12 protein-coding genes are annotated in these 15,325 nt (G+C 49.3%); 7 read left to right on the forward strand and 5 right to left on the reverse strand.

Annotation, left to right across the window (positions count from 1 at the left end):
* The first annotated feature begins 122 nt into the window (after positions 1-122).
* Positions 123-1,466, forward strand: a complete 1,344-nt coding sequence (locus H591_RS0103530) for an alanine/glycine:cation symporter family protein (RefSeq protein WP_022965566.1) — start codon at positions 123-125, stop codon at positions 1,464-1,466.
* Between the two features lie 3 nt (positions 1,467-1,469).
* Here H591_RS0103530 and H591_RS14745 read toward each other — a convergent pair whose 3' ends face one another.
* Entirely contained in the window at positions 1,470-2,360 is an 891-nt protein-coding gene (locus tag H591_RS14745) for a flagellar protein MotY (protein WP_022965567.1), read from the reverse strand.
* A 134-nt stretch (positions 2,361-2,494) separates the two neighbouring features.
* Between H591_RS14745 and pyrC the strand changes: the two genes are divergently transcribed.
* Positions 2,495-3,541, forward strand: coding sequence for a dihydroorotase (pyrC, locus tag H591_RS0103540; RefSeq protein ID WP_022965568.1), 1,047 nt, complete (start codon positions 2,495-2,497; stop codon positions 3,539-3,541).
* Between the two features lie 14 nt (positions 3,542-3,555).
* Positions 3,556-4,233, forward strand: a complete 678-nt coding sequence (rnt, locus tag H591_RS0103545; RefSeq protein ID WP_028244147.1) for a ribonuclease T — start codon at positions 3,556-3,558, stop codon at positions 4,231-4,233.
* Positions 4,234-4,325: 92 nt separating this feature from the next.
* Here rnt and ppsR read toward each other — a convergent pair whose 3' ends face one another.
* Entirely contained in the window at positions 4,326-5,144 is an 819-nt protein-coding gene (ppsR, locus tag H591_RS0103550; RefSeq protein WP_022965570.1) for a posphoenolpyruvate synthetase regulatory kinase/phosphorylase PpsR, read from the reverse strand.
* A gap of 152 nt (positions 5,145-5,296) precedes the next feature.
* Here ppsR and ppsA point away from each other — a divergent pair, with 152 nt between their 5' ends.
* The 4 genes from ppsA to H591_RS16050 all read left to right on the forward strand — a co-directional run bounded on the left by ppsA (position 5,297) and on the right by H591_RS16050 (position 10,121).
* Positions 5,297-7,663, forward strand: coding sequence for a phosphoenolpyruvate synthase (gene ppsA / locus H591_RS0103555; protein ID WP_022965571.1), 2,367 nt, complete (start codon positions 5,297-5,299; stop codon positions 7,661-7,663).
* Between the two features lie 242 nt (positions 7,664-7,905).
* Positions 7,906-8,859 carry a sulfurtransferase gene (locus H591_RS0103560; protein WP_022965572.1) on the forward strand — a complete coding sequence of 318 codons (954 nt, stop codon included), beginning with the start codon at positions 7,906-7,908 and terminating at the stop codon, positions 8,857-8,859.
* 1 nt (position 8,860) lies between these two features.
* The gene (locus H591_RS0103565; protein WP_211219948.1) at positions 8,861-9,952 is read left to right on the forward strand and encodes a YeeE/YedE family protein; all 1,092 of its coding nucleotides are present in this window, start codon (positions 8,861-8,863) and stop codon (positions 9,950-9,952) included.
* 1 nt (position 9,953) lies between these two features.
* Positions 9,954-10,121: a hypothetical protein gene (locus H591_RS16050; protein WP_022965574.1), complete on the forward strand. Its 168-nt coding sequence runs from the start codon at positions 9,954-9,956 to the stop codon at positions 10,119-10,121.
* Between the two features lie 62 nt (positions 10,122-10,183).
* Here the strand turns inward: H591_RS16050 and H591_RS14750 are convergent, their stop codons facing one another.
* The 3 genes from H591_RS14750 to acnD all read right to left on the reverse strand — a co-directional run bounded on the left by H591_RS14750 (position 10,184) and on the right by acnD (position 15,238).
* Complete coding sequence (locus H591_RS14750; RefSeq protein WP_022965575.1) at positions 10,184-10,960, reverse strand: class I SAM-dependent methyltransferase; 777 nt, start codon at positions 10,958-10,960, stop codon at positions 10,184-10,186.
* Between the two features lie 373 nt (positions 10,961-11,333).
* Positions 11,334-12,521 carry a 2-methylaconitate cis-trans isomerase PrpF gene (prpF, locus tag H591_RS0103580; RefSeq protein ID WP_022965576.1) on the reverse strand — a complete coding sequence of 396 codons (1,188 nt, stop codon included), beginning with the start codon at positions 12,519-12,521 and terminating at the stop codon, positions 11,334-11,336.
* 122 nt (positions 12,522-12,643) lie between these two features.
* Positions 12,644-15,238 (reverse strand): Fe/S-dependent 2-methylisocitrate dehydratase AcnD, encoded by a 2,595-nt coding sequence (gene acnD, locus H591_RS0103585; RefSeq protein WP_022965577.1) that lies wholly within the window; start codon positions 15,236-15,238, stop codon positions 12,644-12,646.
* Positions 15,239-15,325 lie beyond the last annotated feature (87 nt).

Consider the following 15,325-nt stretch of genomic DNA (forward strand, 5'->3'; position numbering starts at 1 on the left):
CTTCATTCCAGCATAATGATGACCTTACTCTAGCTGCTCTATTGGCTAATCAACACTGAAACACTAACGCGCAAGCAGCCTAACGCTAATCATTCATCTCAAGCCCTCTATCACTCTTTCTTATGCCAACAATCACAACAGCAATCACCGACCTCAATGATCTGGTATGGGGCACTCCGATGCTAATTGCCATTCTTGGCAGCGGCTTATTCCTTATGCTGTCACTGAAATTCATGCCTATTTTGAATATCAGGCGCGGCTTTGTAGAGATATGGAAAGGCCGCGCACAAGGCGATGCCAGCACAGGTCAAATCAGCCCCTTTGCCGCGCTGATGACCACCTTAGCGGCCACCGTAGGAACCGGTAATATTGCCGGTGTTGCCACCGCGATCGTGCTCGGCGGACCGGGTGCGCTATTTTGGATGTGGTGCACCGCCTTAGTCGGCATGGCAACCAAGTACTGCGAAGTCGTGTTAGCTGTACATTTTCGTGAGAAAAACGGTCACAACCATTTTGTTGGTGGGCCAATGTATGCAATTAAAAATGGACTGGGTTACCGATGGGCATGGCTGGGTACCTGCTTTGCCATCTTTGGTGGTCTCGCCAGTTTTGGCATTGGCAATATGGTGCAAGTCAACAGCATGGCCGCTAGCTTGACTGTATCCTTTGCAATTCCTGCCTGGCTTAGCGGTGTCTGTGTGATGGTGCTGGTGGGTTTAGTGATTCTCGGCGGCATTCAGAGAATTGGTGCAGTGGCAAAAACCCTAGTGCCGTTTATGTGCTTGGCTTATGTGATTGCCGCCATGGTGGTGCTGGTCGTTAATTACCAAGCTATTCCGGATGCACTGCTATTGATTTTTGACTCAGCCTTTAATGGGCATGCGGCGGTTGGTGGCTTTACTGGCGCAGCAATGATTGCAGCCATTCGCTTTGGTGTGGCTCGCGGCGTTTTCTCTAACGAAGCAGGTCTTGGTAGCGCCGGTATTGCGCAAGCAGCAGGCACCAGTGAAGACCCTGTCACTTCCGGCTTGATCGGCATGATGGGTACCTTTATCGACACCCTAATTGTTTGCAGCATGACAGGCTTAGCGATTATTTGTTCGGGCGTATGGAGTAATGGCCTCAGCGGCGCCGCCTTGTCTTCTTCTGCGTTTGAGTCCGCAATGCCGGGAGCTGGTAATTACATTTTGACCACAGCGTTGGTGGTGTTTGCCTTTACCACTATTTTAGGTTGGAGTTACTACGGCGAGCGCTGCTGGGAGTATTTGTTTGGCGCGCGGGCAATTTTGCCGTACCGCCTCATTTGGGTACTAATTATTCCGCTTGGCGCTGTCAGTCAACTCGATACAGTATGGTTACTTGCCGACACTCTGAATGGCTTAATGGCCTTACCCAACTTGATTTCTCTATTAGTACTAAGCCCTGTCGTGATCAAGTTGACTCAAGATCACTTCAAACAGCGTTAACTTTTATTCACCTACAGCGCCATCTAAAGCGCTGTAAGTGGTTTCTGGCACTCGTGAAAGAACCACATTAACGCGACGGTTCAGAGCACGGTTAGCCGGACTGTTATTCGGCTTCAGTGGATAGCGTTCACCATGAAAGCGCACCACAATCTGCTCCTCAGGTATACCTTGATCAATAAAGTACTGCTTAACAGTTAATGCACGACGTCGTGATATTTCTCGATTACTCAACCGATTACCAAAGCTGTCTGAGTGTCCATCGAGCTCAATGTGATTAACAGTTGGGTCTTCCTTTATATAGTCAACAATCAACTGCAAGCGGCCTTGTGCTGAGCTGCTAAGACTTAAATTTTCATCAGGAAAAGCAATTCGAGTCTGTTTGATTTGTTCAAAATTATAAGGAAACAAATCCGCAGTACAATCAAGATAGCGCTGATAAGCATCAGAGAAGTGTGCAGGCATAATGCGAACTTCTAATGCATCACCTTGCTGAGTACGATGACGAATCAGCGGACCGCGACCCTCTAATAGTCCAGTCAGTAAGCGTCCGGCTTGCAATTGCGAAGTTTGCAAGCCATTGGCGCTATCGCTGATAACTACTGTACCCAAGCTAATGTCACCCTGCCCTACACGCCAAGGCGCTGCTGCAGCGACTAATAATGCTGATCCTCGGCTCAGCCATTGCTCTTGAGCTTGCAGCTTAAACACTGGGCTTTCACCTGCACGCCGAACAAACTCACCTTGACCAAAGCCTTTAACAGGTTGCATCAAGCGACATTCAAAACGATCGCCAGCAACCTTCCACTCAACATGCTCTAAAGGTGTTTGGAACGTTAATGCCAGCGCTGGTGCTACTGAAATCGCAGCTAAAATAGAAAATACAAGTAAGCGCATCGCGCTCTCCAGTCAACAGAATGCCCAATGCTTATATCGGTCATAGTAAGGAAAACTTTAAAGCAGATGCCTGCATCGCGCTTTTACGGTAGCATTCAGCACATTATATTTAATTCGACTGACTGGAAGCTTTCATGATTGACCGTCTTACCCTGCTGCGACCTGATGATTGGCATATTCACTTACGTGACGGCGCGTTATTACCACGCACAGTTGCAGATGCGGCTCGCACCTTTGCCCGCGCCATCATCATGCCAAACCTTGTGCCACCGGTGCGCAATGCAGCTGAAGCCGACCAATACCGTCAGCGCATTTTAGATGCACGTCCAGCCGAGAGTTCTTTTCAGCCGCTGATGGTGCTGTACCTGACGGATCAAACTTCTGCTGCCGATATCCATAACGCAATAAAATGTGGCTTTGTCCATGCCGCCAAACTGTATCCGGCTGGAGCAACCACTAACTCAGACTCAGGTGTAACCTCTCTTGAGGCAATTTACCCTGCCCTAGAAGCCATGAGTGATGTGGGTATGCCGCTCTTGGTGCACGGTGAAGTCACCCACGCTGATGTCGATATTTTTGATCGTGAAAAACGCTTTATTGATGATCAGCTGGTGGGCTTGGTTAATCGCTTCCCCAATTTAAAAGTAGTGTTTGAACACATCACCACAGCTGATGCAGCGCAGTTTGTCCGCGAGGCATCCGACAAGATTGCCGCCACCATTACTGCTCACCATTTGCTGTATAACCGCAACCACATGCTTGCCGGCGGTATTCGCCCGCACTTTTATTGCTTACCCATTCTAAAGCGCAATACTCACCAAGAAGCGTTATTGGATGCGGCGACTAGCGGTTCTGCTAAGTTTTTCTTAGGCACGGACTCTGCACCGCATGCACAAAATGCTAAGGAAATCTCTTGCGGTTGCGCCGGTTGCTACACCGCCTATGCCGCGATTGAGTTATATGCCGAAGCCTTTGAACAACGCAATGCGTTAGACAAACTGGAAGGTTTCGCCAGTCATTTTGGCGCAGACTTTTATCAATTACCGCGCAATCAAGACACCATCACTTTAGTCCGTGAGCCTTGGACTGCCCCACCCTCTTTAACCTTTGGCGAGCAGCAGCTGATTCCTTTGCGCGCAGGTGAAACCCTCAACTGGCGTATTTTAGGATCTCAAGCATGAGCCACGATATTGATATGCAAGACTATGAAGAAGAATATCCAAACAACGGCACTGACAAGCACAGTGGTGGCTTGAAGTCGCCAATGGCGCGACGTTTCCGTGGCTACTTGCCAGTGGTGATTGATGTCGAAACCGGCGGTTTTAACTCTGCAACGGATGCACTCTTAGAAATTGCAGCAGTGATTCCTGCAATGGATGATGAAGGTTTGCTCTATGCTGAACATACTCTATTCTTTCGTGTAGAGCCTTTTGCTGGAGCGAATATTGAGCAAGCTGCTCTTGATTTCACTGGAATCAAACTTGATCATCCGCTGCGCATGGCGGTGTCAGAAGAGCATGCCATAGCAGAAATCTTCAAAAGTGTGCGCAAATCGCTCAAGGCCTGTGGCTGTAAGCGTGCCATTTTAGTCGGTCATAACAGTCACTTTGATTTAGGCTTTTTAAATGCCGCGGTTGAACGCTGCGGTATCAAGCGCAATCCATTCCACCCTTTCTCAAGTTTTGACACTGCAACTTTAGCCGGTCTGGCTTACGGCCAAACCGTATTAGCGAAAGCCTGTGAAGCGGCAGACATCAATTTTGATACCCGTGAAGCACACAATGCACGTTACGACACGGAGAAAACCGCAGAGTTGTTCTGTGGCATCGTCAATCGCTGGAAAGAAATGGGCGGCTGGGACGAGTTTGCTTAAGCAACACCCTGCATAGAGCTACAAAAAAAGCGTGCAGCTGAAAACACTGCACGCTTTAGTCAATCTTCAAGCCATTCAAGCTGTTACAACGCTTACTTCAAGCGACGCTCAATACCCTTTTCCACCAAAATTTTTGCAGAAATTTCTTCCACAGAAAAATGCGTAGTATTGATGAAGTTAATATTGTCACGTCTAAACAAAGACTCAACTTCACGCACTTCAAACTCACACTGCGCATAGCTGGCATAGCGACTATTAGGCTTACGCTCATTACGAATCGCCGCTAAACGATCGGCATCAATGGTCAAACCAAACAGCTTATCTTTGTATTTATTCAAAGAAGATGGCAGTTGTAAATGCTCCATATCTTCTTCAGTCAATGGATAGTTGGCAGCGCGAATCCCGTACTGCATCGCCATATACAGGCACGTTGGGGTTTTGCCACAGCGCGAGACACCAACCAAAATAATATCCGCACTGTCGTAATGACGGGTGCGCGCGCCATCGTCATTATCTAAAGCAAAATGCACCGCTTCAATGCGCTCCATATAGTTGGCGCTATGGGTTATTGAATGCGATTTACCAACTGAATAAGACGAACGCTCATCCAACTCTTCTTCTAATGGCGCGAGAAAACTAGAAAAAATATCCACTTTAAACGCATTGGCCGTAGATAAAATATCTCGAATTTCAGTATTGACGATGGTATCGAAGACAATGGGCCGCACCTGCTCAGTGTCGGCGACAGCGTTAATTTGCTGTACCATAGCCTGTGCTTTTTCAACTGTGTCAATGTAAGGTCTGGTCAAACGACGAAAATCAATATTGCCAAATTGTGCCAGCAAGCTTTGCCCAAGCGTTTCGGCAGTAATACCTGTTCCATCAGAGATAAAAAAAGCTGTACGTTTCATAATTGCCAAAAGCCTTAAGTCGTGGACGTTTCTCGGTTATTATAGGCTGGTTTTTTACCAGACATGTTGTTAAGCGACATTGTGACCCATTTTCCCCAAACAAGGCCAATAGATTACACTGGCCCTTTCAATACAGACGTGGAGAGATCACCTTGGTTGAGTACGTAGTTTCCCTCGATAAGCTCGGTAACCATGATGTTGAGCGTGTAGGGGGCAAAAACGCTTCCCTAGGCGAAATGATCAGTAACCTTGCAGGTGCCGGTGTATCCGTTCCCGGTGGTTTTGCCACAACCGCACAAGCATACCGTGACTTTATTGATGCCAATAATCTAGATGCACGCATCCACGACTTGCTGGACACCTTAGACATTGATGACGTTAATGCGCTGGCTAAAGCTGGCACGCAAATTCGTCAATGGATTTTAGACGGTGATTTCCCTGCACAACTGGATGCTGATATTCGCAGTGTCTTCGCTGCAATGGCCAATGGCAATGACAATATGGCCGTCGCGGTACGCTCCTCTGCCACTGCAGAAGATTTGCCCGATGCGTCGTTTGCTGGCCAGCAAGAAACCTTTTTGAATATTCGCGGCGTGGACAATGTAATCCGCGCAGCCAAAGAAGTGTTTGCTTCATTGTTTAATGACCGCGCTATTTCTTACCGCGTGCACCAAGGCTTTGATCACCGTAACGTTGCGTTATCTGCTGGTGTTCAGCGCATGGTGCGCTCAGAAACTGCCGCTGCCGGGGTGATGTTCAGCCTTGATACTGAATCAGGCTTTCGTGATGTAGTGTTTATCACCGGCGCTTATGGTCTCGGTGAAACCGTTGTACAGGGCGCAGTTAACCCTGATGAGTTTTATGTACACAAGCAAACATTAGCCGCTGGCCGCCCGGCGATTTTACGTCGCAACCTCGGCAGTAAAGCTTTAAAAATGATTTATGGCGCGGACGCCAGTGCCGGTAAATCAGTTCAAACCGTTGACGTTGCCGCTGCTGACCGCATGCGTTTTGCCCTCACCGATGAAGAAGTCACTAACCTTGCTAAACAAGCGGTGATCATTGAGCAGCACTACGGTTGTCCAATGGACATTGAGTGGGCTAAAGATGGCGACGACGGCAAGCTGTACATTGTCCAGGCTCGTCCTGAAACAGTGAAAAGTCGTAGCAATCTCAACGTCATGGAGCGTTACTTGCTCAAAGAACAAGGCAATGTTTTGGTTGAAGGCCGCGCGATTGGCCAACGCATTGGTGCAGGTCCGGTACGCATCATCAATGATGTATCTGAAATGGATAAAGTCCAGCCTGGCGACGTGCTGGTCTCTGATATGACCGACCCCGACTGGGAGCCGGTGATGAAACGCGCTAGTGCGATTGTCACCAACCGTGGTGGTCGTACTTGTCACGCCGCAATTATTGCTCGCGAACTTGGTATTCCAGCAGTGGTTGGTTGTGGCAACGCCACCGCATTACTGAAAGACGGCCAAGGTGTCACTGTTTCTTGTGCTGAAGGCGATACCGGTTTTGTCTTTGATGGCGAGCTGAATTTTGATATTCGCACCAACTCTGTCGAAGCAATGCCAGACCTGCCATTCAAAATCATGATGAACGTCGGCAACCCTGATCGTGCCTTTGATTTCGCCCAACTGCCTAACGCTGGTGTTGGTTTAGCGCGTCTTGAGTTCATTATCAACCGCATGATTGGCGTACACCCTAAAGCCTTGTTGAACTTCAACAGTTTGCCAAGTGAACTGCAAGAAAGCGTGGAAAAGCGCATTGCCGGCTATGCCAGCCCGGTTGACTTCTATGTCGACAAACTGGTTGAAGGCGTCAGTACCTTAGCCGCTGCTTTCTGGCCAAAAAAAGTCATTGTGCGTTTATCCGACTTTAAATCCAACGAATACGCCAACCTGATTGGCGGCAAGCTGTACGAGCCAACTGAAGAAAACCCAATGCTAGGCTTCCGCGGTGCGTCACGCTATATCAGCGAATCATTCCGCGACTGTTTCGAACTGGAATGTCGTGCGATGAAGCGCGTGCGTGATGTGATGGGTCTGACCAACGTTGAGTTGATGGTGCCATTCGTACGTACTGTCAATGAAGCCGCGCAAGTAGTCAGCTTGCTGGAAGAGTATGGCCTGAAGCGTGGCGAAAATGGTTTGCGCTTGATTATGATGTGCGAGCTACCTTCTAACGCTCTGCTGGCGGATGAGTTCCTTGAGCACTTTGATGGTTTCTCCATCGGCTCCAATGACATGACCCAGCTGACTTTAGGCCTGGACCGTGATTCTGGGGTGATTGCTCACTTGTTTGATGAGCGTGACCCTGCGGTTAAGAAGCTGCTGTCGATGGCCATTCAAGCCTGTATTAAAGCCAATAAGTACATTGGTATTTGTGGCCAAGGCCCGTCTGACCACCCAGATCTTGCCCGCTGGTTAATGGAGCAAGGCATCGAAAGCGTTTCTCTGAATCCAGACTCAGTGCTGGATACTTGGTTCTTCCTCGCGGAAAACAACTAAGCACTTAACACACCTGTACGCCACTAAACGACGTGCAGGTGTGTTGCTAGTTTATCCCTCTTACAACAAACCAGACGCCAAGTTCATCGATCCTTTCTGCTTATGCTGCGCATTATTTACGCCAGCTACTTTTTAGCTTTAGTTATAAAAAATAAACTTTATATAACCATAGATCAATTAATTCCTTTTGCCAAAGTGGCTGCTATGCAAATATACGCCACATAGATTAAGGAGTTCCCAACATGAAATATTTCTACGCCAGCTTGGCGTTTTTTTTATCCTTGGCATTGGGCAGTGTTCAAGCCGCCACTTATCAACCTCTTTTAGAAGCAACAGAGTTGAGTGAAGCGCTGTCAGCTCGCCCGCAACTGCAAATTATCGACATCCGCAGCCCTGATGATTACGCCGCTGGCCATATTCCCGGTGCCGTATCGGCTCCATACGGGCAATGGCGCGGACCTGCTAATAATCCAGGACAGCTGTCCGATAACCCTTACTTTGAAAAGCTTGTACGTCAACTCGGCTTAACCGATCAACAGCCAATTGTTGTCTACTCCAGCGGCGTTGATGAAACCGACTTTGGCGCAGCAGCACGGGTATATTGGACCCTTAAATACCTAGGCTTAACTGATTTAAGCGTGCTTAATGGTGGTTTTCAGCAATGGCAATTGGCGCAGCAAGCCATTAGCAGCGATGCGACTCAAGTATCAGCCAGCCAATTAACGGTACAAAACAACTCAAAATTAGTCATATCAAAAGACCAATTGCTCGAGAAGATCACTCAGCAGGACACGACCTATCAGTTACTTGATGCGCGTCCGCCGCTGTTTTACCAAGGCCAGGTCAAAGCGCCGACAGCCAGCACCGGCGGTACCATTGCCACTGCGCAAAACACCCCTTTTACTCAGTGGTTCAATGACAATGACACGCGCATTCGTCCGGTTGCTGAAATCAAAGAACTGGTACGTAGCCAAGGTTTAGATCAAGCACAAGAAACCGTGTCTTTTTGTAATACCGGTCACTGGGCAGCAACCAATTGGTTTGTCCTCTCAGAACTTGCCGGCTTAAAAGATGTGCGCCTCTACCCTGCCTCGCTAGCTGAATGGACTCAAGATAAAAAAAGTTTACCCATGGAAAATACACCTAGTCGTTTAGAGCAAATCAAAGCAAAGTTTTCTAAGTTGGTGAATGACTAAGATGAAAAATCGTTTAGCTTTAACAGTGGTTTTCGCCGCCTTTGCCGTGTTTTTGTTTTGGTTTGTCTCAGTACGGCAAAGTTTGCTGTTCATGGTTGGTATTGGCTTAGGCGTAGTACTGGCCGGGGCGCGCTTTGGCTTTACCACAGGTTGGCGTAATTTAATTGAGCAGCGCGATGCCAGTGGAGTCTTTGCTCAACTGATTTTGCTGGCCGTTGCTGCAGCCTTCTCCATGCCTCTGCTGGCCAGCTTCCCAACCGAGCTCAGCGCTGCGTTAGGCCCACCGAGTATTAGTCTTTTAGTGGGTGCTTTAGTGTTTGGCGGCGCCATGCAAATTGCTGATGGCTGTGGCTCCGGCACTCTATATAAAGCTGGCTTAGGCATTCCATTGAACATGGCCATTCTGCCAGTGTTTGCGCTGGGCAGTTTCTTAGGCTCCGCACACTTGGGCTGGTGGCTCGACTTGGGCAGCGTGCAACCCGTAGGCTTAGTCGAAGAAGTGGGTTTGAGCGGCGCACTAGGGTTGACTTACCTCGGTTTGATTGTGCTGGCATTAGCCGCTTGGTGGTGGTCAAAAACCAGCAGCGTATCGCGTAGCCTATTGAATAAAAACTTAATCGTTGGCGCAGTCCTGATTGCTGTATTAGCCGTACTGATCTTAGTGATTGCTGGCAAGCCTTGGGGCGTGGTGTATGGCTTCGGTTTATGGGCGGCAAAAATTGCTCAAGCCGGCAACCTGTTTGACCCGACAGTTAATGCGTTCTGGAGTCAGCCGGTTAATGCGACAGCCTTGCAGCAGTCGGTATTTTTAGACCTGACCTCGATCACCAATATTGGAATTTTGGCCGGTGCGCTATGGATTTTTTCACGCAATAAATCTGGCAAACCGAACAAGCTCAATACGCAACAATGGATTGTCGGCATCATTGCTGGCTTCTTATTGGGCTACAGCTCACGTTTAGCCTTTGGTTGTAATGTCGGGGCAATGGTCAGCGGGATTTCCACCGGCAGCATTCACGGTTGGATCTGGGTCGTGATGGCTTTCTTGGGCTCATTGATTGGTGTACGTGTGCGCCGTTATTTTGGATATTGAGATGAATAGATTAAGTAGCGTACGTATTGTGGTGTTTTGGACCCTACTGGTCGGCTTCTTTGTTTGGGACTGGCACAACGCTGAACCAGTCAACCTGCGCTTAGAAGCACCTGTTATTGCCATTGGTTCAGGCCAAGCGCCCTCTGGTGGTCATTGCGCAACCTTCTAAAGACCTAAATGAGATCATGCCCAGTCAAGTTAAGACTTGTCTGGGCATTGCGCTGAATTGTGTTAAACGCTAATTCGTACACCAACCGACACTTGTTTGCTATCTGCTGCCGGTAGCAACTGGCCCTCTCGATAGATCGAAATAAACAGATCGGCTTCTTCAGCATCGCTGGCTTTTATCGATAAATGCACACGATCACCCAGCATTTTCGCTTCCAGCAAATCAACCTCTTGTCCATCAATCCACGCTTGACCGCTGAGCATTTGAAACGCCTGCAGCAACTCAACGCGGTAAACCTTACACTCTTCGCTCAGCCATTCCCAAGTGCCATGCACTGGCGCGGGAACCACCCATTTATAAATATACACGCCACCCATCGCACGCTTTGCGTCTGGCTGCCAGCGCCCCATATTAAAGGCATGACCAATCACTCGAGTACCTGGCTTTAACTCGCTTAAGATGCGCGCTTTTAACTTCAGATTGAGTGATGGCAGCAGGTATAAGGTCAGCACTGTTGCCGCACTAAAGTCGACAGTAAGAAGATCCTCTTGCAGAAACTTCACTCGATCAGTCACGCTGACCGTCTCAGCCAATGCATTGGCTTCAGCAATACGGCGCGGATCCATATCAACACCGACAGCCTGCGCCTCACGCTCCATCGCTGCAGCCACGACGATACGGCCATCACCGCAGCCAAGGTCATAAAGAATATCGTCCTTAGTGACCGCCGCCATTTTCAACATAGCCTCAACGACCAAATCATCGGTGGGCACGAAGATCACATCCAGCTCAGCATCCACTTTGGTAAATCCTTCTTCAAATAACAAATCAGTAAACAATAAAAACTCCTAACGATTTTAACAGCAGGCTCGAACCTACAAAGCCTTAGCTGGTCTAGCACTGTTATAACGCTTTTTCGCTGTATCCTGCAGCCTATTTTAATACATTTGGTGTATAGAGCAGGCAAAAAGCCCCTATTGTTCGACCTGCCTATGCTAAAGCAGCCTAAGACTAGCAGGCTTAGGCGGTTTATTCCCTTTGTAGCCTACCTGCAGGGCCTTTAGTTTTTTGCCGAGCAGTCTTAGCCGGCTTTAGGCCTATTATTGGCGTCGTTATTGCCCACCAGAAGCCATCCTACTTCAGGCTATTATCCAGATAATAAAAAGCGCTCATATAGAGCGCTTTTTATTTCAGGTACCGCTTTGGAGTGCTCTAGAAAGAGTCACCTGGAATACGTACCCAGCCTTCCATCAAAACACGCGCACTGCGGCTCATAATGGCTTTTTTAACTATCCACTTGCCATTTTCTTGCGCTGCTTCTGCGCCGACCCGCAAAGTACCGGATGGATGGCCAAAGTTGACTGCTTGGCGATCACCGCCACCCGCTGCCAAGTTGACTAAAGTTCCGGGGATAGCAGCTGCTGTACCAATCGCCACTGCTGCAGTACCCATCATTGCGTGGTGCAACTGCCCCATCGATAGCGCACGCACCAATACATCAATGTCTGCCGCTTGAATAGCTTTACCGCTGGAGGAGACATAATCCACAGGCGGCGCAACAAAGGCTACTTTTGGCGTGTGTTGACGTGCAGCCGCTTCGGCGACATCTTTGATCAAGCCCATTTTCACTGCACCGTGCGAGCGGATCAGTTCAAACTTAGCCAAGGCTTCTTTGTCACTGTTGATCGCTGACTGCAGTTCAGTACCTGCGTAGCCAATGTCTTTAGCATTGACAAAAATGGTTGGAATACCAGCATTGATCAGCGTGGCTTTTAGCGTACCAACGCCGGGCACAACGAGATCATCTACCACATTACCAGTGGGGAACATCGCTGCATCATCACCCTCGCCATCGGCAGGATCCAAGAACTCGATTTGCACTTCAGCAGCTGGGAAGGTCACGCCATCCAGTTCAAAGTCACCGGTTTCTTGTACTTCACCATTGCTAATCGGCACATGAGCAATAATGGTTTTGCCAATATTGACCTGCCAAATACGCACGGTGCAGATGCCGTTTTCTGGAATCTTGTCCGCCGCAACCAGGCCGTTAGAAATCGCAAACGAGCCCACAGCCGCGGTTAAGTTACCGCAGTTACCGCTCCAATCAACAAAGGGCTTATCAATCGAGACCTGGCCAAACAGATAATCGACATCGTGATCCGGCTGCGTGCTTTTCGCTAACAATACCGTTTTACTGGTACTCGAAGTCGCACCACCCATGCCGTCAGTTTGCTTACCGTATGGGTCTGGACTACCAATCACGCGTAGCAACAGATTATCGCGCGCGGCACCTGGCTTTTGCGCCGCCTCAGGCAAATCATCAATACGGAAAAACACACCTTTACTGGTGCCGCCGCGGATATAAGTGGCCGGAATTTTAATTTGTGGGACCTGACTCATAATGGAATCTCCCTAAGTTAACGCTAGAAATAACAGTGGTCGCAAATACGCAACCAGCAGAAAATAATAACCCGCTAAGCAAGTCAGCTCGCTTAGCGGGTTGGGTTATGCATCAACCAGCATTAGGCACTGGCAGTTTCAGCAAGAAACTCTTGCGCAAAACGCTGCAATACACCACCGGCCTCATAGACCACCTGCTCTGCAGCGGTATCAATACGGCTGAGCATCGGCACACGGACAATATTACCGTCACGACGAGTGATGATTAAAGTCATGGTGTTACCAGGCTTGAGCTCGCCCTCAACATCATAGGTTTCAGTACCGTCCAAACCTAATGTGATGCGAGTAGTACCTTCAGCGAACTGCAGCGGCAATACGCCCATACCAATCAAGTTGGTACGGTGAATACGCTCAAAACCTTCAGCGGCAATCACTTCGACACCGGCCAGACGCACACCTTTTGCCGCCCAGTCACGCGATGAGCCCTGACCATAGTCAGCACCGGCAACAATAATTAGCGGCTGTTTGCGCTCCATGTAAGTCTCAATGGCTTCCCACATGCGAGTGACTGTGCCTTCTGGCTCAATGCGTGCGAACGAGCCTTGACGTACTTCGCCCTGCTCGTCCAGAACCATTTCGTTAAACAGTTTTGGATTGGCAAAGGTCGCACGTTGCGCGGTGAGGTGATCACCACGGTGGGTTGCGTAAGAGTTGAAATCTTCTTCTGGCACACCCATTTTGTGCAGGTATTCACCGGCGGCACTGTCCATCATAATCGCGTTGGAGGGCGACAAGTGGTCAGTGGTGATGTTATCACCCAGCACGGCTAAGGCACGCATACCTTTCATCGTACGCTCGCCAGCTAAAGCACCTTCCCAGTACGGCGGGCGACGGATATAGGTACTCATCGGACGCCAGTCATACAGCGGGCTCGGTGATTGGGTAATCGAGCCCAGATCAAACATTGGGATGTAAACCTGATTGAACTGCGATGGTTTCACGCTAGCAGCAACAATCTCATCGATCTCTGCATCGGTTGGCCACAGGTCTTTCAGGGTAATAGGATTGCCGTCTTTATCATGGCCCAGCGCATCTTTTTCGATATCGAAGCGGATGGTACCGGCAATTGCATAAGCAACGACTAAAGGCGGCGAAGCTAAGAAGGCTTGTTTGGCGTACGGGTGAATACGGCCATCAAAGTTACGATTACCGGACAACACCGCGGTGGCGTAGAGATCGCGATCAATGATTTCTTGCTGGATCACTGGATCCAAAGCACCACTCATCCCGTTGCAGGTCGTACACGCAAAACCCACAATACCGAAACCGAGCTGCTCAAGTTCTTCCAGTAAGTTGGCGTCTTTGAGGTACAGTTCTGCCACTTTAGAGCCTGGGGCAAACGAGGTTTTCACCCAAGGCTTGCGCTCTAGGCCCATTTTGTTGGCATTGCGGGCAATCAAGGCTGCCGCAATCACGTTGCGCGGGTTACTGGTGTTAGTGCAGCTGGTAATCGCGGCAATAATCACTGCGCCATCGGGCATTAAGCCCTCTTCTTTTTCCCACGCGCCAGCAATGCCTTTGGCAGCTAAGTCACTGGTTGAAACCAGTGCATGCGGGTTAGAAGGACCGGCCATGTTGCGGCCGACTTTAGACAAATCAAACGTCAGCACGCGCTCATACTCAACATCTTTTAAGTCATCCGCCCATAAGCCCGTGACTTTGGCGTAATTTTCCACCAGTTTTACTTGCTCTGGCTCACGACCAGTCAGGGTTAAGTACTCAGTGGTTTGTCCGTCAATATAGAACATACCGGCAGTGGCGCCGTACTCAGGGGTCATATTAGAAATGGTGGCGCGATCACCAATCGACAAGCTTGCCGCACCATCACCAAAGAACTCTAAGTAGGCACCCACTACACGCTCTTTACGCAAGAATGCAGTTAACTCTAAAACAATATCAGTGGCAGTAATGCCGGGCTGACGCTGCCCCAACAACTCAACACCAACAATATCTGGCAGGCGCATCATCGATGGCAGACCCAACATCACGGTTTCCGCTTCCAGACCACCAACACCAATGGCCAGCACACCTAAGGCATCCACGTGTGGGGTGTGGCTGTCAGTGCCGACACAGGTATCAGGGAAAGCTACACCGTCACGCGCCTGAATCACCGGAGACATTTTCTCCAAGTTGATTTGGTGCATGATGCCGTTACCCGCCGGAATCACATCGACGTTTTTAAAGGCCGTTTTGGTCCACTCAATAAAGTGGAAGCGGTCTTCGTTACGACGGTCTTCAATGACACGGTTTTTATCAAAGGCATCTGGATCAAAGCCACCGTGCTCAACTGCCAACGAGTGGTCAACAATTAACTGGGTGGGTACCACTGGATTGACTTTGGACGGATCACCGCCCTGCTCGGCAATCGCATCACGCAAGCCAGCCAAGTCAACCAAGGCGGTTTGACCTAAAATATCGTGACACACGACGCGCGCTGGATACCAAGGGAAATCCAGATCACTTTTGCGATAAATCAACTGTTTAAGCGAATCCGTAAGCTCACCGGGCTCGCAGCGGCGCACTAAGTTTTCGGCTAAGACGCGTGATGTGTAAGGCAGCTTGGCGTAAGCACCAGGTTCAATGGCATCGACAGCTTCACGCACGTCATAATAGTCGAGCGCTGTGCCAGGTAGTTTTTTACGGAATTCGGTATTCATAACGTTTTAAATCCATCAGATAAACAGGGAGAACGCAGCCAGCCTAAGCAGAAAAACCAGCAGTGCATTCACACCGCTGGTTGCTGG

It is taken from the genome of Denitrificimonas caeni DSM 24390 (assembly GCF_000421765.1).
GTDB classification, from domain to species: Bacteria; Pseudomonadota; Gammaproteobacteria; order Pseudomonadales; family Pseudomonadaceae; genus Denitrificimonas; species Denitrificimonas caeni.